Raw genomic sequence first — 16,150 nt, 5'->3', positions numbered from 1 at the left:
CCGAGTGTAGCAGCGGGGTTGGCTTCTGACCCCTGCGATCCTGGCTCATTCCGTTAATTGTTGCAACACCGCCAGTGCCTGCGCATCGGTGCGGTAGAGTGCAAGACCCGGTCCCGCTTCCAGAAGCCCGGCGCGGCGCAGCACCTGTTCCACTGGCAGTTTGATGCCGCTCACGTGCAGTTGCCCCCCGCGGGAGGCGGCCAGTGTGCGCAGGCGGGCGAAGGTTTCCACGCCCGTCACGTCGATGCGGTTGATGGGTTGCGCAAAAAGGCACAGGTGCCGAATCTCCGGGTGGGCGGCCCAGTGCTCGGCGATGCGGCGTTCCAGGGCCGCGGCGGACGCGAAGTCCAGTTCGGCATCCATCCGCAGGGCGAAAAGCCCCGGCGCGATGGGCGGCAAAAGCCACAGGTGGCGGTCGCGCAGGCTGCCGTCCGGGTGCGGGGCCACCTCAATGATGCGCGGGTGCAGGCGCTGATAGAGAAAGTGCCCCAGGTTCAGCACCAGGCCCACCAGCACGCCCCAGTACATGCGCGGCGCCGTCGCCAGGGTCAGCGCGAAGGTGACGCCGCCGATGACCGTCTCCACCCGCGACACGCGCCACAGCCGCAGCAGCGTGCCGGGCTTGATGAGGCTGGTCACCGCCGTCACCACCACCGCCGCCAGCACCGAATGGGGCACGTGGTACAGCGCCGGGGTGAGCCACAGCAGCACCGCCAGCACCAGCGCCAGGGCGAAAAGGGTGGCCCAGCCGCTCTTGGCGCCCGCGTAGAGGTTGATCGCCGAGCGCGAGAACGACGCGCTCGTGGCGAAGCTGCCGCACAGTCCCGAACTCATCTTGGCCAGGCCGTGCGCGATCAGGTCCTGGTTCTCGTTCCAGCGCGTGCCGCCCTGCTGGTGCTCGACCTTGGCACTGGAGGCGGTCTCCAGGAAGCTCACGAGCGTGACCACCAGCACAGGCAGCACCAGCGCGCCGAACTCGTCCCACGACAGCCAGCCGGGCCAGTAGGGCTGGGGCAGCCCGGCGGGCAGGTGGCCGACCACGGCGCCGTCGTGGTCGGCGTAGCCGATCGCCCAGCTGACCAGGGCCGCCAGCCCGACGATCACGATGGCCGCCGGAAACGTGGCGCGCCAGCGCCGCGCGGCCACCAGCAGCCCCAGGCTGCCCAGGCCGAATGCCGCGGCCGTCAGGTCGAAATGGTGCAGCGACGGCGACACGGCCAGCGCGTTCCAGGTGGTGCGCAGCCCCAGCAGGTCCGGCAACTGGGAGGCCAGGATGAGCAGAGCTGCCGCCTGGGTGAAGCCGTTGAGCACGGGCGAGGTGACCAGATTGAGCAGCCAGCCGAACCGCGCCACCCCCAGCAGCATCTGCAGCAGGCCCGACAGCAGTGCCATCCAGGCGGCCAGCGCCACCCAGTGCGCGCTGCCGGGCTCCGCCAGGCCGGTGAGCGACGCGCCGATCAACAGGCTGGTCAGTGCGGTGGGCCCCACGCCCAGGCGGGTGGAGGAACTCCACAGCACCGCGATCAACGCCGGCACCAGCGACGCGTAGATGCCGGTGATGACCGGCATGCCCGCCAGCGCTGCATAGGCCACCCCCTGGGGCACCAGCATGAGGCCGACCGTCATTCCGGCCCAGAACTCCCCCCGCATCAGGTGGCGGTCCGGACGGGGCCAGGCCAGGAAAGGAAACCATCGGGAAAGGGACTGCAGGCGCATCCCGCGATTGTCGCGCGGCGGCGGGCGGGCGCCAGCGGCATCTCGACTGCCTTGTCCTACGCTAGCTTCGGCGCCTTCCCACCGGGCGCATGGCGCCTCAAACCTAAAGTGCCCACCAGATTCCCCCATTTCCTGCAAGGAGGCCTCCCATGAACGCAACCCGCACTCCCCAAAGCCCTTCCCACCGGATGGTGAGCATTCTTTCGGCCACGCTGCTGGCTTTCGGCTTGGCCGCCTGCGACAAGGCCGATGACCGCACGGTGGGCCAGCAGATCGACTCCGCCGTCGCCAAGAGCGGACAGGTGGCCTCCGACGCCCAGCGCAAGATGGAAGCCGCCGCCAATGAAGCCGGCGATGCGACCCGCCAGGCCGCCGAGCGCGCCGCCGCGGTGATGGACGATGCCGGCATCACGGCCAAGGTGTCCGCCGGCCTGGCCCAGGACGCGGAGCTGAGCGCCGTCAAGATCGACGTGGACACCCGCAACGGCATCGTGACGCTGAACGGTCCGGTCAAATCCAAGCAGGCCAGCGAGCGCGCCACGAACATCGCCCAGAACGTGCAGGGCGTGAACTCGGTGGTCAACCAACTGACCATCTCCAACGCCGGCTGATCTCCGGCTCGGCTTCTGCCAATCCGGCACGGGTGCCAGGGCCATCGACCGTGCGCCGCCCGGCCCACCCTCGGCGGGTGCGCTGGGCGCTACCATGGCGGCCATGACTTCACCCGCCGACCTCGCTACCCGCATCGTCCACCACGACTACGTGCCCCCTGCGGGCTTCGCCGCGCCGCAGCCTGCGGTCTACAAGGCCTCCACGGTCATCTTCCCCAATGTGGCGGCCATGCGCGCGCGCGAATGGAAGGACAAGACCAGCTACACCTACGGCCTGCACGGCACCCCCACCAGCTACCAGCTGGAAGAGCGCCTGTGCGAACTGGAGGGCGGCAAGCAGTGCCTGCTGGTGCCCAGCGGCCTCGCCGCCATCGCCAATGTCTCGCTGGCGCTGCTGCGCGCCGGCGACGAGGTGCTCATTCCCGACAACGCCTATGGCCCGAACAAGGCGCTGGCCGAGGTGGAACTGGCCCACTATGGCATCCGCCACGTGCTGTACGACCCGATGGACCCTGCCGACCTCGCCGCCCGGATCACGCCTGCGACGCGGCTGGTGTGGCTGGAGGCGCCGGGCTCGGTGACCCTGGAGTTCCCCGACCTGATCGAGCAGGTGCGCATCTGCCGCGAGCGCGGCGTGGTCTGCGCCCTGGACAACACCTGGGGCGCGGGTCTGGCGTTCGCGCCGTTCGATCTGCGGGGCGACGGCCGGTGGGGCGTGGATGTGTCGGTGCATGCGCTCACCAAATACCCCAGCGGCGGCGGTGACGTGCTCATGGGCAGCATCGTCACGCGGGACCAAGGCCTGCACCTGCGCATGAAGCTGTGCCACATGCGCCTGGGGCTGGGCGTGGGCGCGAACGACGTCGAATCCGTGCTGCGCTCGCTGCCCAGCATCGGCCTGCGCTACCGCGCCCACGACATGGCGGCGCGCGCGCTCGCCCGCTGGATGGCGCAGCAGCCCGCGGTGGCCCAGGTGCTGCACCCCGCGCTTGCAGGGTCGCCCGGACACGACCAATGGCGTGCGCTGTGCGCGGCCGATGGCGGGGAGGGCGCCGCGGCGGGTCTGTTCAGCGTGGTGATCGACCCCCGGTACTCCCAGGCGCAGGTGGACGCTTTCTGCGACCGGCTGCAATATTTCAAGCTGGGCTACAGCTGGGGCGGACCGATGAGCCTGGTCGTGCCGTACGAGCTGGCGACCATGCGCAGCCGCCCGACGCCGCAGCTCGTGCCCGGCACCGTGGTCCGTTTTTCGATCGGGCTGGAGGCCGAAGCCGATCTCCGCCGCGATCTGGCGCAGGCCCTGGCGCATGCCTTTCCCCCACCCTGACGCCCTGGGGAGTCCGGTGGCTGCGCCCGGTGCGGCGCAGCGGCCGGGACACCCGGGGCCTTGAGGGCATGCTGTTACATTGACCGCTTCAATTCAGGAAGGTACTACCTTGGCAACACCCAACTACGGATACGAAAAGCGCCAGCGCGAGCTCGCCAAGAAGAAGAAAAAAGAAGAGAAGGCGCAAGCCAAGTCCCACCGCAAGGACGACCCGCGCGAAGGCCCCGCGCAGGACGACGGCCAGCAGAGCGCACCGCCCGCCGACGGCAACGCGCCTGCGGCCTGATCCCTTAACGGCCCGCTGCAGCCGCACCGCCGGCCCAGGTCCAGGCGCTCCGCCCGGCGACCGGGCCCGCCAGGGCGCCGCCCGTCAGCGCAGCAGCTTGCGCAGCTCGGGCCACACGTTGGCCAGCATGGCCGGGTGGGCCTCGGCCTTGGGGTGGATGCGGTCGGGCTGGAACATGGCGGTCGGGTCGGCCGCATCGGCCACGCCCTTGAGCAGGAAGGGCACCAGCGCCGACTGGGTGTCCTTGGCCACGCTGGCGAAGGTGCCGGCAAAACGTTTCGCGTAATCGGTGCCGTAGTTGGGCGGCACCTGCATCCCCACGATGAGGACCTTGGCGCCCGACTGTTTGGCCGCCTGGGCCATGGCCTTCAGGTTGTCGGCGGTGTTCTGCAGAGGCAACCCGCGCAGGGCGTCGTTGCCGCCCAGCTCGATCACCACATGGCTGGGCCGGTGCTGGGTCAGCAGGGCCGGCAGGCGGGAGCGGCCCCCCGAGGTGGTGTCGCCGCTCACGCTGGCGTTCACGACCGTGGCGTCGATCTTCTCTTCGGCCAGCTTCTTTTCCAGCAGTGCCACCCAGCCCGTGCCGCGGGCCAGTCCGTACTCGGCGCTCAGCGAATCGCCCACCACCAGGATGACCGGCTTGGCCGCCGCAGCGGCCAGCGCAGCAGGGGCACAAAGCCCTGCGGCCGCGCCGGCCGCCAGGGCCGCGATAAAGTGACGCCGGTACAACAGATTTCGATTCACAGCAAAGCACCTTTCATGTCGGAAACTCCTTCCTTGCCCACCCACCCCATCATCGCCGTGGAGCACGTGCACAAGTCGGTGACGGACTCGACCGGCACCCTCGACATTCTGCGGGATATCGATTTCCGGCTGGCTGCGAGGGAAACCGCGGCCATCGTGGGCGCCTCGGGCTCGGGCAAGAGCACGCTGCTGTCGATCATCGCGGGGCTCGATACGCCCACCCGCGGCACCGTGCGCCTGGATGGGCAGGACCTGTTCGCCATCGACGAAGATGCCCGCGCCGCGCTGCGCGCGCAGAAAGTGGGCTTCGTGTTCCAGAGCTTCCAGCTCATGGGCAACCTGACCGCGCTGGAGAACGTCATGCTGCCGCTGGAGCTGGCCGATCGCCGCGACGCACGCAAACTCGCAGCCGACATGCTGGGGCGCGTGGGGCTGGGCCAGCGCCTGTCGCACTACCCCAAGGTGCTGTCGGGCGGCGAGCAGCAGCGCGTGGCGCTGGCGCGCGCCTTCGTGGTCGAGCCGGCCGTGCTGCTGGCCGACGAACCCACCGGCAGCCTGGACTTCGCCACGGGCGAGACCATCATGCGGCTGATGTTCGAGTTGAACCGCGAGCAGGGCACTACGCTCGTGCTCGTCACGCACGACCGGGGCATCGCCGCGCAGTGCGAGCGGCGCATCACCATCGACGCGGGGCGCGTGTCCGAGGCCTGAGGTTTTCGTGAGGGCTTTGGGCCGTTTGTGCCTTGTGCCGGGATATTGCATGCCTTGGTTGCTATCAAATAAATAGCAATCGGGCTGTCGGCCCGTGGCGCGGATAATCCCCGCATGTCCAGCCCCAAAGTCCTCTTCGGCTTCCACGCCGTCGGCGTGCGCCTGAAGACCGCGCCGCAATCCATCATCGAGATCTACTACGAGGCCACGCGGCGCGATGCCCGCATGCGCCAGTTCCTCGACCGCGCCAACGCCGCCGGCGCGCGCCTCATCGAAGCCGACAGCGCGCGCATCGCCAAGCTGGCAGGCAGCCAGGGCCACCAGGGTGTGGCGGCGCGGGTGGAGCCGGTGGCCCTGGCCACCTCCCTCGACGAGCTGCTCGAAGACCTGGAAGCCTCCGGCGTCGCCCAGCCCCTGCTGCTGGTGCTGGACGGCGTGACCGATCCGCACAACCTGGGTGCCTGCCTGCGGGTGGCCGACGGCGCCGGCGCGCAGGCCGTGATCGCGCCCAAGGACCACGCGGTGGGCCTGAACGCCACGGTGGCCAAGGTGGCCAGCGGTGCCGCAGAGACGGTGCCGTATTTCATGGTGACCAACCTCGCGCGCACCCTGAACGAGCTCAAGGAACGCAACATCTGGTGCATCGGCACCAGCGACGATGCGCCCAAGACCATCTACCAGGTGGACCTGAAAGGCCCCGTGGCCCTGGTGCTGGGCGCGGAGGGCGACGGCATGCGCCAGCTCACGCGCAAGACCTGCGACGAGCTGGTCTCCATCCCCATGAAGGGCGCGGTGGAGAGCCTGAACGTGTCGGTGGCCAGCGGCGTGTGCCTGTACGAGGCCCTGCGCCAGCGCACCGCCTGAACCCGGTCTTTTCGCCATGCCGCGCGTGCCAGCCCCCGACGTCGCGTGGAGCGGCTCGGGCGACCTGAGCACCGCCATCGCCTGGGTCGATGCCGCGCAGCGCATCGTGGTGCTAACCGGCGCGGGCGTGAGCGCCGAGTCCGGCGTGCCCACGTTCCGCGACGCGCAGACCGGGCTGTGGGCGCAGGTGCGCCCCGAAGACATGGCCAGCGAGCCCGGCTTTCGCGCCGATCCCGCGGGTGTCTGGGCTTGGTACGAGCACCGCCGCGCGCTGCTGCAGGGCGTGCAGCCCAATGCGGGCCACCGGGCGCTGGCGGACTTTGCCCGGCGCCATCCCGGCCGCCTCACGCTGGTCACGCAGAACGTGGATGGCCTGCACCAGATGGCCGGCAGCGAGGGCGTGCTGTGCCTGCACGGCGAGCTGCGTGGCAACCGCTGGCTGGACGATCCGCGCGGCTGCTGCGATCTGGCCCACGCCGAGGCCGGCGCACCGCCGCGCTGCGCCACCTGCGGCAATCTCGTGCGCCCGGCCGTGGTGTGGTTCGGCGAATCGCTGCCGATCGACATCCTCGGCCAGGCGGAGGAGGCGGTCAGCGCCTGCGACCTGATGCTGGTCGTGGGCACGGCCGGCGCCGTGTATCCAGCGGCCGGCCTCGCCCACATGGCCCGGCGCATCGGGGCGCGCGTGGTCATCGTCAACCCGGCGCCGAGCGAACTCGACAGCACGGCCCATGCGGTGCTGCGCGGTCCGTCGGCCGAAGTCTTGCCCCTGCTGATGGGCCGGGATCGCCCCGCACGCGACACGTCACCGGGGGCAGCGCCGCGATAATCGCCCGGTCTTCAGGGCGGGGTGGAATTCCCCACCGGCGGTAGGCGGTGCGGGAGGTCTCCCCGCGCCGCGAGCCCGCGAGCGCTCCGCATGCGTCCTTCGGGATGGGCGGAGGTCAGCAGACCCAGTGCGACGCGGCTCCAAGGAACACAGTTCCTGGCCCGTTCAGTCTGGGGCCGACGGTCACAGTCCGGATGAAAGAAGATGGGGTGCGCAGCCATGCGCGCCCTGGTGCCTGCGCGCGCCTGCCATTCGGGCGTGCGCCGGTGCTTCTTGCATGCCTTGAGGCGTTTCCTCACCTTCCAGGAGCGTTTCATGAACACCGCCGTTTCCGTTTTTTCTTCCTCTTCCCCTTCCCCTTCCACGCCTGTGGCCGTGGCCGTCGATCACGGCGTGCAGCTGGCGCCCATGCCCGAGGTCATCGCCGCCATTGCCGCGGGCCGTCCCGTGCTCGTCATGGACGATGCCGACCGCGAGAACGAGGCCGACCTCGTCTGCGCGGCCGACAACATCACCGAAGCCACCATGGCCCTGATGATCCGCGAGGGCAGCGGCATCGTCTGCCTGTGCCTCACGCCCGGGCACGCGGGCGCCTTGGGCCTGCGGCCGATGGTGGAGGTCAACCGGTCCTCGTTCGCCACCGCCTTCACCCAGTCCATCGAGGCGGCCCATGGCGTGAGCACGGGCGTGTCGGCGGCCGACCGGGTGCAGACGATCCGCTGCGCCCTGCAGGTACCGGCGCCGGGCGGTGCACCCCAGATCGTCAGCCCCGGCCATGTCTTTCCGCTGGTGGCACGCCCTGGCGGGGTGCTGGAGCGCACCGGCCACACCGAGTCGGCCGTGGATCTGGCGCGCCTGGCCGGCCGCGCACCCGCCGGGGTGCTGTGCGAGCTGATGAATCCGGATGGCAGCATGGCCCGCGGTGCGGACGTGGCGCGGTTCGCCCAGGCCCACGGTCTGCTGTGCACGACCGTGCAGGCGCTGGTGGCGCATCGGCAGGGATTGCAGGCCTTGGCGGGAGAAGGCGGGCAGGGCGGCGGCAGAGTGCCCGCCGCCCATGCGGCGGTCGGCGAACCCGCTTGATGGCCTTCAGGGTCCTCAGGCCGCTTCGGCGCTGGCCTGGCTCAGCGATTCGAGCGCATCCGCATCCAGCTTCAGACTGGCGGCCTGCACCAGTTCCTGCAGTTGGTCCAGCGACGATGCGCTGGCGATGGGCGCGGTGATGCCGGGCTGCGCCATCTGCCACGCGATCGCCACCTGGCCGGGGGTGACCTCATAGCGCTCGGCCACCTGGTCGAGTTCGGCCAGGATGCGCAGGCCCCGGTCGTTCAGGTAGGTCTGCACCACCTTGGCGCCGCGCGGGCTCTTGTCCACGTCCGCCGCGCTGCGGTACTTGCCGGTCAGGAAGCCGGCGGCCAGCGCGTAGAAGTTGATCACGCCCACGCCCTTTTCCAGGCACAGGGGGCGCAGCTCTTTCTCGAACACGTCGCGGTCATACAGGTTGTACAGCGGCTGCAGGCTTTCGTAGCGCGGCACGCCCAGGCGCTCGCTGGTGTCCAGGGCCTCGGCCAGGCGCTTCGCGGAATGGTTGGAGGCGCCGATCGCGCGCACCTTGCCCTCGCGGATCAGGTCGGCGTAGGTGCCCAGGGTTTCCTCCAGCGGGGTACCGGCATCGTCATCGTGAGACTGGTAGAGGTCGATCACGTCGGTGTGCAGGCGCCGCAGCGAGTCGTCCACCGCGCGGCGGATGTAGTCGCTGCCCAGACCCACCTTGCCATCGCCCATGTCCTTGCCCACCTTGGTGGCCAGCACGATGCGGTCGCGCTTGCCGCTGCGCTTGAGCCACTGGCCGATCATGGCTTCGGACTCGCCGCCCATGTGCCCCGGCGCCCAGCGCGAGTACACGTCGGCGGTGTCGATGAAATTGAAGCCCGCGTCTACCCAGGCATCGAGCAGCGAGAACGTGGTGGGCTCGTCCACCGTCCAGCCGAACACGTTGCCGCCGAAGCACAGTGGCGAAACCTGCAGGCCCGAACGGCCTAGGGGGCGAAATTGCATGGGGGGACTCCTTGGATTGCGGAAAAGACTGGCCCGATGCGGATCGGGCCACGAAGAACACGGGGTGCGGCAGCAGGCCCGGGGAGGCCCGACCAACGCCGATGGCGACGGTGCCAAAGCCATTGTTACGGCACACGCCACCCGGCGCGGTAAGACGACCGCTGAATCTTCACGCCCCGTGGGTGCAAGACAGGCCTTTCACCCAACGGGTGCGCCCGGTCACACAACGCCCAGCGCCCCCAGCACCGCACCCGCCGCCAGCAGCCACAGCAGGTGAAGGCGCGTGCGCCACACCACCAGCGCGCACGCGCCGCTCAGCAGCCACAGGCGCAGGTCGGTGCCGGCGCCATGGTGCACGCTGCCGAGCAGCCAGGCAGTGGCCAGCAGCAGGCCGATCACCACGGGCGCCAGCCCCTGCTTGAAGGCGCGCACGCTGCGCCGGTGCCTGTTGCGATGGCCCCAGCGCGTGGCCAGCCAGGTCAGCACCGTGCTGGGCAGCATGATGCCCACCAGGCTCAGCGCCATGCCCAGCGTGGCCGCGGCCCAGCCCGCCGCGCCCGGCCCGCCGGCGTTCAGGCCCACGTTCCAGCCCAGCAGGCCGACGAAGAGCACGTTGGGGCCCGGCGCGGCCTGGGCGATGGCGACCGAGGCGTTGAACTGCAAGTCGGTGATCCAGCCCTGCCGTTCCACCAGATACCGGTGCATGTCGGGCGCGGCGGCAATGGCCCCACCCACTGCCAGCAGCGAGATCGAGGCGTAGTAGAGGAACAGGTTCAGCCAGTCCACCGGCTGCAGGGCGAGGGTGGCGGCCGGCGTCATGGGGCGATCCTCCGCCAGGTGACAGCGCACGCCGCGCCGCCCACCACGGGCAGCACCCAGGCCAGCGGCCAGCGCAGCAGCGCCATGGTGCCGAAGGTCGCCGCCACGAAGGCCCAGCCGGCCACCGGGCCCAGGGGGTGCGTGCGCAAGGCCCCGGCCATCCGCAGCGCCACGCCGCCGACCAGGCCGGCCGCCACCGCCCCCATGCCGCGCAAGGCGCCACTCACGGCGGCATGCCCGGAAAACTGCGCATAGACCACGGCCAGCGCCAGCACCAGCAGCAAGGGAAACAGCAGCATGCCCCCCAGTGCCACCAGGGCGCCACGCAGCCCGAAATAGCGGTCGCCAATCACCACGGCGAGGTTGACCACGTTCGGCCCCGGCAGGATCTGCGCCACGGCCCAGTCTTCGAGGAATTCCTCGTTGGTGAGCCACCCCTTGCGGTCCACCAGTTCGCGCTGCACCACGGCCAGCACGCCGCCGAAGCCCTGCAGCGCCAGGAGGGTGAACGACCAGAACAGGTCGGCCAGATGGGCCGGGCGGGGCCGCTCGGCCGCTGCAGGCGGCAGCGTGGCGGGGGCAGGGGGCTTGGGTGAACGGGGCATGGCGGATTCGGGGCGGAAAGGAGCCGGGAGCGGGCGGTGGGTCGGGGCCGATATTACGGCGCGTGGCGGATGCCCGCCCTGGCGATGGGCGAGGCTCGGTGTGGCGCCCAGGCACCGCGCTGACGGGTAGGGCAGGGTTTCGCAGAACCTGCCCCGTCTTCGCGTGTGAGAAGGCGCCGCCGAGTCGCAGCCGCTAACTTGCCGGCCCAATGATTTATCGCCTTGCCGCTCGGGTGCGCGTGCCGCGCCAACCTCCCACCAGACCGCCATCGGGCCCCTCGCTGCCGGCGAACTCCCCATCGAAACGATATAGCGGCTCCCCGGCATTGAGGGCCGCCCCCCAGGGCACAGGCCGAGGGACCCTTTCTCCCGTCCGCTCGGCGATCTCGGCGCTGCGGAGCCTGCCTGCCCGGCGAACCACCCATTCTGCGGCCTCCAATGGCGCGTACGCCAACGGCTCCGTGGAGATGTTCGCGGTCGGCACGCTGCCGCCCGTAGGGCCCGGGCGATGGGCCTACCTGGCCGATCCCGCCCACTGGCAGCCCGAGCGCCGCAAGCTGCACGATGCGCTGATCGACGATTCCTTTCGCAAGGCCTCTGTCTTCGCGGAATGCGTGGAGCGGTCGGGCTGCGATCCGACGCTGTTCGCCTTGCGCGGCAATACGGCTGCCGGAAAGACCCGGCTGGCTCGATCCGCCGTGCCGGCCCTGGCCGACGCCCTGCAGGAAAGCGGCGGCGGCAGCATCAATCCGGACGCGTTCAAGTCGCGGCTCAGGAAGGTGCCCGGCCAGGCCCGGCTGACCCCGGCCAACGTGCACGCGGAGTCGTGCGTGCTCGCCGACCGGCTGGAACGCCAGATCGCCACAGGGAAGACGGCGAGCGGAAAGCCGGCCAGCATGCTGGTCGATAAACGGCTGGGCGGCGCGCACGAAGTCGCCAGCTACATCGCACTGTCCGAGAACACCGGCCGCCAGGTCGAGATGTACGACATCGACATGCCGCTGGAGCGTTCGCTGCTCGGTGTGCTGCAAAGGGATCCCGATGGGGACGATCCACGTCCGCCCTATGCCGCCGTCGCCGCCGGCTACTGCGCCATTCGCGGCAATCGCCTGGACGTCATCGACCAGTTCCTCGCGAAGCCGCAGATCGGCACCTACCACCTGATGGGCACGTCGGCGGCGGGCGAGAAGGCGCCTGTCGCGACCGTTGCGAACGGGGAGCTGACCATCCACGACGCGGACCAATACGCCGAGATCGTGGCGCTCTCCGACTTGCCCGCCAGCGACATCGGCGAACAGGTGATCGACGACGGGACGATCCGGCAACTGACGCACGCCATGCCCGCCGCCATCGCCGTGACCGCTCGCGAAGCCTTGCAGAAATATGCCGGCCTGTCGTGGTCCCAGGCGCTGGGAATCCACTGCACGCTGAATGGACAGGATCGAAGATGACCCAACTCAAAGGCGAGGTCGCCCTGGCTTTTCATCGGCAGCTCAGGGAGCGCGCGCAGCAGCAGCGGACGGCGCGGCTGCAGGACGCCAAGGCGCAGGCCGCATCGAGCGGCAAGGAGGCCTTCGACCTCGGGAAGCTCCAGACGCTTTACGATACGACGCAGCGCGGCCGCTGGACCGATCTCGCGCAACAGGCGGTGGTCTACGAGTACCTCTACTACGTGGAGTATCCGCAGGTCCCGGACCTGCAGGCGTTCGCCCGCAGCCTGGACGAGATCGACTACTGGTCGTGATGCTTCGGAAGGGGCGCCGGTCGCCCGCTTTCGCGTCTGGAAACTTCCACCGGTAGGAGACACCTTGAAACTGATCCGATATGGCCAGCCGGGCGCAGAGCGTGCCGGGCTCGTCGATGCGCAAGGCATTGTCAGGGACCTGTCCATGCTGCTGCCCGACATCGGCCCCGCCCAGCTGTCGCCCCGCACCCTGGCCGCCCTCGCGGCGCTGGACCCGTCGCGCCTGCCCGTGGTGCCCGAATCGGAGCGCCTGGGCTGCCCGGTGGCGGGCGTGGGCAAGATCGTTTGCGTGGGGCTCAACTACGCCGACCATGCGGCCGAAGCGGGCCTGGCCGCGCCGGCCGAGCCCGTGCTGTTCATGAAAGCCACCACCGCGCTGAGCGGGCCCACGGACCCGGTGCGCATCCCGCCCGGCGCGCTGAAGGCCGACTGGGAGGTGGAGCTGGGCATCGTGATCGGCACGCGCGCGCAGCATGTGGCCGAAGACGCGGCGCTGTAGCATGTGGCGGGCTACGTGCTGGCCAACGACGTGTCCGAACGAAGCTACCAGATGGAGCGCGGCGGTCAGTGGGACAAAGGCAAGGCCTACGACACGTTCGCGCCCATCGGACCCTGGCTGGTGACGGCCGACGAGGTGCCCGACCCGCACGCCATCGGCCTGTGGCTGGAGGTGAACGGCGAGCGCATGCAGGACGGGAACACGCGCAACTTCATCTTCGGGGTGCCCCGGGTGCTGTCGTACATCAGCCAGTTCATGACGCTGGAGCCAGGCGACATCGTGCTCACCGGCACGCCGGCCGGCGTGGGGCTGGGCAAGAAGCCCGCGCCGCGCTTTCTGCGGCCGGGCGACGTGATGCGGCTGGGGGCCACGGGCCTGGGCGAGCAGCGCCTGGCGTGCGAGGGCGGCTGAGCCGACCCGGGCCCTGCGCGCAGGGCGGCTACAGGAACTGCGCGCGCAGCCCCACCATGAGGCGCCGTCCCGCCGCGGGCTCGAAGAAGCGCCCGTTGCCGTCGTTCACGATGAGCGAGCCCGCATAGCGGCGGTCGAACAGGTTATCGAGCCGCGCCCAGGCCTGCCAGCGCGTGTCCCCGGTGCGAAAGGCATAGCCCGCCCGCAGGCCGGCCACGGCGAATCCGGCGGCGGCCTCGGTGTTCACATCGTTGGCGTACACCTTGCCGGACACGTCCAGCGTCGCGCCCCATTGCCATGCCGGCGACAGGGCGTGGTCCAGCGCCAGTTGCACGGTCTGGCGCGCCGTGCCCGGCAGCCGGTTGCCCGAGGGCACGGTGGCGCCGCCCGCCACGGCGTAGGGACTGTCGAAGAACGCATCGAGGTACGTGTAGGCCACGCGCGGCTTGAACGCACCGGACTGGGCGCTCCACGCCAGCTCCAGCCCGCGCCGGCGCACCCGGTCGGCGTTCTGGTACACGGTGCGCCCGTTCACGGTGGCCGCCGGCACGATCTCGTCCCGGCTTTGCGCGTCGAACCAGGCCGCGTCGATGCGGTGCACCGTTCCCTGCCACTTGGCGCCGACCTCCATCTGCCGGCTGCGCGAGGCGTTCAGCCCGTAGTTGGGGCCGGTGTTGCCCGTGCTGTAGGCCATCTCGGCCAGGGTGGGCGTCTCGAAGCCGCGGCCGATGTTGGCGTACAGGTTGAGCTGGTCGGTGGCGCTCCACACCAGGCCCAGCACGGGACTGGTCTGGCGCCAGGTGCGCTGGCCGCTGTCGTCGGGGTTCGCGGCAGTGATGAAGCGGTCGTTGACGCTCGCGCGCACGCGGCTGGCACGCACCCCGGCCACGGCGCGCCAGGTGGGTGTGAGCCAGGCGTCCACCTGGGCGAACCAATCGGTGTTGCCCGCGCGGTCCTGCTCGTCGCGCCGCAGCGCGCCGGGCGTGCCGTTGTTGTTGACCCGGCCCTGGCGGTGCTCGGACAGTCGGTCGGCGTCCAGCCCCAGCGTCCAGGTCAGGGGCAGGCCGGAGGCGCGCCGCACGGTGTGCGTCCAGGCCATGCCCAGGCCGTAGTAGTCGCGGTCCAGGTCCACGACGCCGCCTGCGCTGCTGGCTGCGGCGCCGCTGAACGACAGGAATTGCGTGAGCGTGCGCGTGCCGCCGTAGGCGCGCACCCGAACGCTGTCGGCCGCGCCCAGTTGCCGCTCCAGCACCACGCCGAACTGGTTTTGCGCCACGGATTTGCGCGTGCCGAAGTCCGTCGCCACGGCCGGTGCCTGGCGCGGATCGGGCTCGAACTGCGCCCGGGTCAGGCCCAGCGGGTCCTGCGCCAGGGGCTGGTCGTAGAGATTGAGCAACGCAGTGATCCGGGTGTCGGCATCGGGCCGGGCCACCAGCTTGCCATTGAGGTGCGTGCGCCGCGCCGCGCTGTGGTCGCGCGCGCCGTCGGTCTCGAAGTGCGACACATCCACCAGCCCGCCGAGCGTGCGGTCGCCGAAGTCGAGCGACGCATCCACCAGCCGCTGCCCGAACGAGCCCGCCGCCACCGACGCGCCGGCGCCGCCGCCTTCGCGCGGCTCCCGCGTGGTGACCTGCAGCACGCCGCCCGCCGCGTTGCCGTAGAACTGGGCCAGCGGCCCGCGCAGCACCTCGACCTGCGAGGCCGACTGCAACTGCGCGGTGGCCGCCTGGCCCTGGCCGTCCGGCATGGTGGCCGGAATGCCGTCCACCAGGATGCGCACCCCGCGCACGCCGAAGGTGGAGCGTGCGCCGAAGCCGCGCACCGCGATCTGCAGGTCCTGCGCGTAGTTCTGCCGGTCCAGCGCCACCACGCCCGCCTGGGCCGCGAGCAGCTCGGACAGGTTCACCAGCGGGCTGGGGGTGGAGAACGCATCGACCGCCACGCTGGTGTGGCTGGCCGCGGCATCGAAGCGGCGCTGCGCCTCGGCCTGGCCGGGCACCTGCACCGCCGGGAGCGTGGCCGTTGGCGGGGCCTGCGGAGGAAGGTTTTGGGCCCGTGCGAACCCGGCAGATGCCAGCGCGCAGCACCACAAAGCGGCCTGGGGCACCGCGCGCCGCGCGCGGCGCATCAACGGACCAGCAAGGAGGGGGCGGCGGCCTTGTCGCCCACCACGGTGCTGGCCGGTGCGGGCTGGATCAGGCCGCACAGCAGCCGGCCGCCGGAATTGCCGGCGGGATTGGTGGTGTAGTCGTCTTCCTTTTCGTGCACGACCAGCGAGCGGCCCACCACCGAGGTCTTGCCCGGCGTGAGCGAGACGTTGGCGTTCACGAAACGCACGCTGCCCCGGCCGTCGTCGCCCACGGTGATGTTGGGCAGCTCGCCGGCATGGGCCTCGTGCGAGGGCTGGCCGGGATGGCCGTGCTTCTTGGCCATGCCGGGATCGAAGTGGCCGCCGGCACCGCCGAACGCGATGGTCTGGCCGGTGGTGGCGTCCGGTCCGGGCGAGCAGGCGCCATTGGCATGGATGTGAAAGCCGTGCTTGCCCGGCGACAGGCCCTGCACCTGGATGGCCACTTCCACGCCCGCGGCGGTTTCGGTCAGGACGGCATTGCCGGCCGGCGCGCCTTCGGGCGTGACCAGGCGTGCGGTGGCGGTGGCGCGTTCCAGGCCCGGCACAGGGGTCTTGGCGACGGCGGAGCGGGAGTTGTCCGAGGCGCTGCCGGCGCAACCCGCCAGGAACAGGGCGGCCGCCACGGCGGCGGTGCTGGCAGCGAGGGTGCCGCGGCGTTGGAACGAAGCGCGGGATGGGCTGTAAGGAAGAGGGGCCATGGAATTCTCCTGGAAAGGGTGCGTCGTGATCGACGAAAGGAATGGTGAAGGAAGCGGCAGGGAAGGGTGTCGTGTGATGCGTTGCGCGGCCCTGGCG

Annotated in this window: 16 protein-coding genes, 1 pseudogene and 1 riboswitch; of the genes and pseudogenes, 10 read left to right on the top strand and 7 right to left on the bottom strand. The window is 70.6% G+C overall.

What is annotated here, in order from left to right:
- Positions 1–45: 45 nt before the first annotated feature.
- Positions 46–1,716: a SulP family inorganic anion transporter gene (locus AVAK2825_RS14410; RefSeq protein ID WP_284399906.1), complete on the bottom strand. Its 1,671-nt coding sequence runs from the start codon at positions 1,714–1,716 to the stop codon at positions 46–48.
- Between the two features lie 149 nt (positions 1,717–1,865).
- Between AVAK2825_RS14410 and AVAK2825_RS14405 the strand changes: the two genes are divergently transcribed.
- From AVAK2825_RS14405 to AVAK2825_RS14395, 3 genes are all read left to right on the top strand, one after another.
- Positions 1,866–2,327, top strand: coding sequence for a BON domain-containing protein (locus tag AVAK2825_RS14405; protein WP_284399903.1), 462 nt, complete (start codon positions 1,866–1,868; stop codon positions 2,325–2,327).
- A gap of 103 nt (positions 2,328–2,430) precedes the next feature.
- Entirely contained in the window at positions 2,431–3,654 is a 1,224-nt protein-coding gene (locus AVAK2825_RS14400) for a PLP-dependent transferase (RefSeq protein ID WP_284399900.1), read from the top strand.
- A 109-nt stretch (positions 3,655–3,763) separates the two neighbouring features.
- Complete coding sequence (locus AVAK2825_RS14395; protein ID WP_284399897.1) at positions 3,764–3,940, top strand: hypothetical protein; 177 nt, start codon at positions 3,764–3,766, stop codon at positions 3,938–3,940.
- 84 nt (positions 3,941–4,024) lie between these two features.
- Here AVAK2825_RS14395 and AVAK2825_RS14390 read toward each other — a convergent pair whose 3' ends face one another.
- Entirely contained in the window at positions 4,025–4,684 is a 660-nt protein-coding gene (locus AVAK2825_RS14390; RefSeq protein WP_284399895.1) for an arylesterase, read from the bottom strand.
- A gap of 15 nt (positions 4,685–4,699) precedes the next feature.
- On the opposite strand from AVAK2825_RS14390, the gene AVAK2825_RS14385 reads away from it, so the two are divergent.
- The 4 genes from AVAK2825_RS14385 (at position 4,700) to ribB (ending at position 8,171) form a co-directional block, all read left to right on the top strand.
- The gene (locus AVAK2825_RS14385; RefSeq protein ID WP_272569367.1) at positions 4,700–5,395 is read left to right on the top strand and encodes an ABC transporter ATP-binding protein; all 696 of its coding nucleotides are present in this window, start codon (positions 4,700–4,702) and stop codon (positions 5,393–5,395) included.
- A gap of 114 nt (positions 5,396–5,509) precedes the next feature.
- Complete coding sequence (rlmB, locus tag AVAK2825_RS14380; RefSeq protein ID WP_284399884.1) at positions 5,510–6,259, top strand: 23S rRNA (guanosine(2251)-2'-O)-methyltransferase RlmB; 750 nt, start codon at positions 5,510–5,512, stop codon at positions 6,257–6,259.
- A gap of 16 nt (positions 6,260–6,275) precedes the next feature.
- Positions 6,276–7,088, top strand: a complete 813-nt coding sequence (locus AVAK2825_RS14375) for an SIR2 family NAD-dependent protein deacylase (RefSeq protein ID WP_502870543.1) — start codon at positions 6,276–6,278, stop codon at positions 7,086–7,088.
- A 3-nt stretch (positions 7,089–7,091) separates the two neighbouring features.
- Positions 7,092–7,298: riboswitch (FMN riboswitch) on the top strand.
- Positions 7,299–7,496: 198 nt separating this feature from the next.
- On the top strand, positions 7,497–8,171 hold the full coding sequence (ribB, locus tag AVAK2825_RS14370; protein ID WP_284400112.1) for a 3,4-dihydroxy-2-butanone-4-phosphate synthase: 675 nt from the start codon (positions 7,497–7,499) through the stop codon (positions 8,169–8,171).
- Positions 8,172–8,186: 15 nt separating this feature from the next.
- Here ribB and AVAK2825_RS14365 read toward each other — a convergent pair whose 3' ends face one another.
- The 3 genes from AVAK2825_RS14365 to AVAK2825_RS14355 all read right to left on the bottom strand — a co-directional run bounded on the left by AVAK2825_RS14365 (position 8,187) and on the right by AVAK2825_RS14355 (position 10,570).
- Positions 8,187–9,146 carry an aldo/keto reductase gene (locus AVAK2825_RS14365; protein ID WP_284399882.1) on the bottom strand — a complete coding sequence of 320 codons (960 nt, stop codon included), beginning with the start codon at positions 9,144–9,146 and terminating at the stop codon, positions 8,187–8,189.
- A 219-nt stretch (positions 9,147–9,365) separates the two neighbouring features.
- A complete protein-coding gene (locus AVAK2825_RS14360) occupies positions 9,366–9,965 on the bottom strand; it encodes a chromate transporter (protein WP_284399880.1) in 600 nt (199 codons plus the stop codon).
- Complete coding sequence (locus AVAK2825_RS14355) at positions 9,962–10,570, bottom strand: chromate transporter (RefSeq protein WP_284399877.1); 609 nt, start codon at positions 10,568–10,570, stop codon at positions 9,962–9,964. Before AVAK2825_RS14355 ends, AVAK2825_RS14360 begins: the two co-directional genes overlap by 4 nt.
- Positions 10,571–11,037: 467 nt before the next feature.
- On the opposite strand from AVAK2825_RS14355, the gene xopAJ reads away from it, so the two are divergent.
- The 3 genes and pseudogenes from xopAJ (at position 11,038) to AVAK2825_RS14340 (ending at position 13,224) form a co-directional block, all read left to right on the top strand.
- A complete protein-coding gene (gene xopAJ, locus AVAK2825_RS14350; protein ID WP_284400109.1) occupies positions 11,038–12,021 on the top strand; it encodes a XopAJ/AvrRxo1 family type III secretion system effector zeta toxin in 984 nt (327 codons plus the stop codon).
- Positions 12,018–12,314, top strand: a complete 297-nt coding sequence (locus AVAK2825_RS14345) for a hypothetical protein (RefSeq protein ID WP_284399875.1) — start codon at positions 12,018–12,020, stop codon at positions 12,312–12,314. Before xopAJ ends, AVAK2825_RS14345 begins: the two co-directional genes overlap by 4 nt.
- Before the next feature lie 64 nt (positions 12,315–12,378).
- A pseudogene (locus AVAK2825_RS14340) lies at positions 12,379–13,224 on the top strand (fumarylacetoacetate hydrolase family protein).
- A gap of 28 nt (positions 13,225–13,252) precedes the next feature.
- Here the strand turns inward: AVAK2825_RS14340 and AVAK2825_RS14335 are convergent.
- The gene (locus tag AVAK2825_RS14335; RefSeq protein ID WP_502870542.1) at positions 13,253–15,352 is read right to left on the bottom strand and encodes a TonB-dependent receptor family protein; all 2,100 of its coding nucleotides are present in this window, start codon (positions 15,350–15,352) and stop codon (positions 13,253–13,255) included.
- Positions 15,352–16,053 carry a superoxide dismutase family protein gene (locus AVAK2825_RS14330; RefSeq protein ID WP_284399872.1) on the bottom strand — a complete coding sequence of 234 codons (702 nt, stop codon included), beginning with the start codon at positions 16,051–16,053 and terminating at the stop codon, positions 15,352–15,354. Before AVAK2825_RS14330 ends, AVAK2825_RS14335 begins: the two co-directional genes overlap by 1 nt.
- Positions 16,054–16,150 lie beyond the last annotated feature (97 nt).

Source organism: Acidovorax sp. SUPP2825 (genome assembly GCF_030158995.1).
In the GTDB taxonomy this organism is placed as follows: domain Bacteria; phylum Pseudomonadota; class Gammaproteobacteria; order Burkholderiales; family Burkholderiaceae_C; genus Paracidovorax.
This window is presented reverse-complemented; position numbering and strand designations above follow the sequence as displayed.

Coding starts and splice junctions, on each gene's coding strand:
- AVAK2825_RS14400 (WP_284399900.1), top strand. CDS start 2,431: ATGACTTCACCCGCCGACCTCGCTACCCGCATCGTCCACCACGACTAC.
- AVAK2825_RS14335 (WP_502870542.1), bottom strand. CDS start 15,352: ATGCGCCGCGCGCGGCGCGCGGTGCCCCAGGCCGCTTTGTGGTGCTGC.
- AVAK2825_RS14405 (WP_284399903.1), top strand. CDS start 1,866: ATGAACGCAACCCGCACTCCCCAAAGCCCTTCCCACCGGATGGTGAGC.
- AVAK2825_RS14410 (WP_284399906.1), bottom strand. CDS start 1,716: ATGCGCCTGCAGTCCCTTTCCCGATGGTTTCCTTTCCTGGCCTGGCCC.
- AVAK2825_RS14355 (WP_284399877.1), bottom strand. CDS start 10,570: ATGCCCCGTTCACCCAAGCCCCCTGCCCCCGCCACGCTGCCGCCTGCA.
- xopAJ (WP_284400109.1), top strand. CDS start 11,038: ATGTTCGCGGTCGGCACGCTGCCGCCCGTAGGGCCCGGGCGATGGGCC.
- AVAK2825_RS14375 (WP_502870543.1), top strand. CDS start 6,276: ATGCCGCGCGTGCCAGCCCCCGACGTCGCGTGGAGCGGCTCGGGCGAC.
- AVAK2825_RS14365 (WP_284399882.1), bottom strand. CDS start 9,146: ATGCAATTTCGCCCCCTAGGCCGTTCGGGCCTGCAGGTTTCGCCACTG.
- AVAK2825_RS14385 (WP_272569367.1), top strand. CDS start 4,700: ATGTCGGAAACTCCTTCCTTGCCCACCCACCCCATCATCGCCGTGGAG.
- AVAK2825_RS14360 (WP_284399880.1), bottom strand. CDS start 9,965: ATGACGCCGGCCGCCACCCTCGCCCTGCAGCCGGTGGACTGGCTGAAC.
- AVAK2825_RS14345 (WP_284399875.1), top strand. CDS start 12,018: ATGACCCAACTCAAAGGCGAGGTCGCCCTGGCTTTTCATCGGCAGCTC.
- AVAK2825_RS14330 (WP_284399872.1), bottom strand. CDS start 16,053: ATGGCCCCTCTTCCTTACAGCCCATCCCGCGCTTCGTTCCAACGCCGC.
- ribB (WP_284400112.1), top strand. CDS start 7,497: ATGCCCGAGGTCATCGCCGCCATTGCCGCGGGCCGTCCCGTGCTCGTC.
- rlmB (WP_284399884.1), top strand. CDS start 5,510: ATGTCCAGCCCCAAAGTCCTCTTCGGCTTCCACGCCGTCGGCGTGCGC.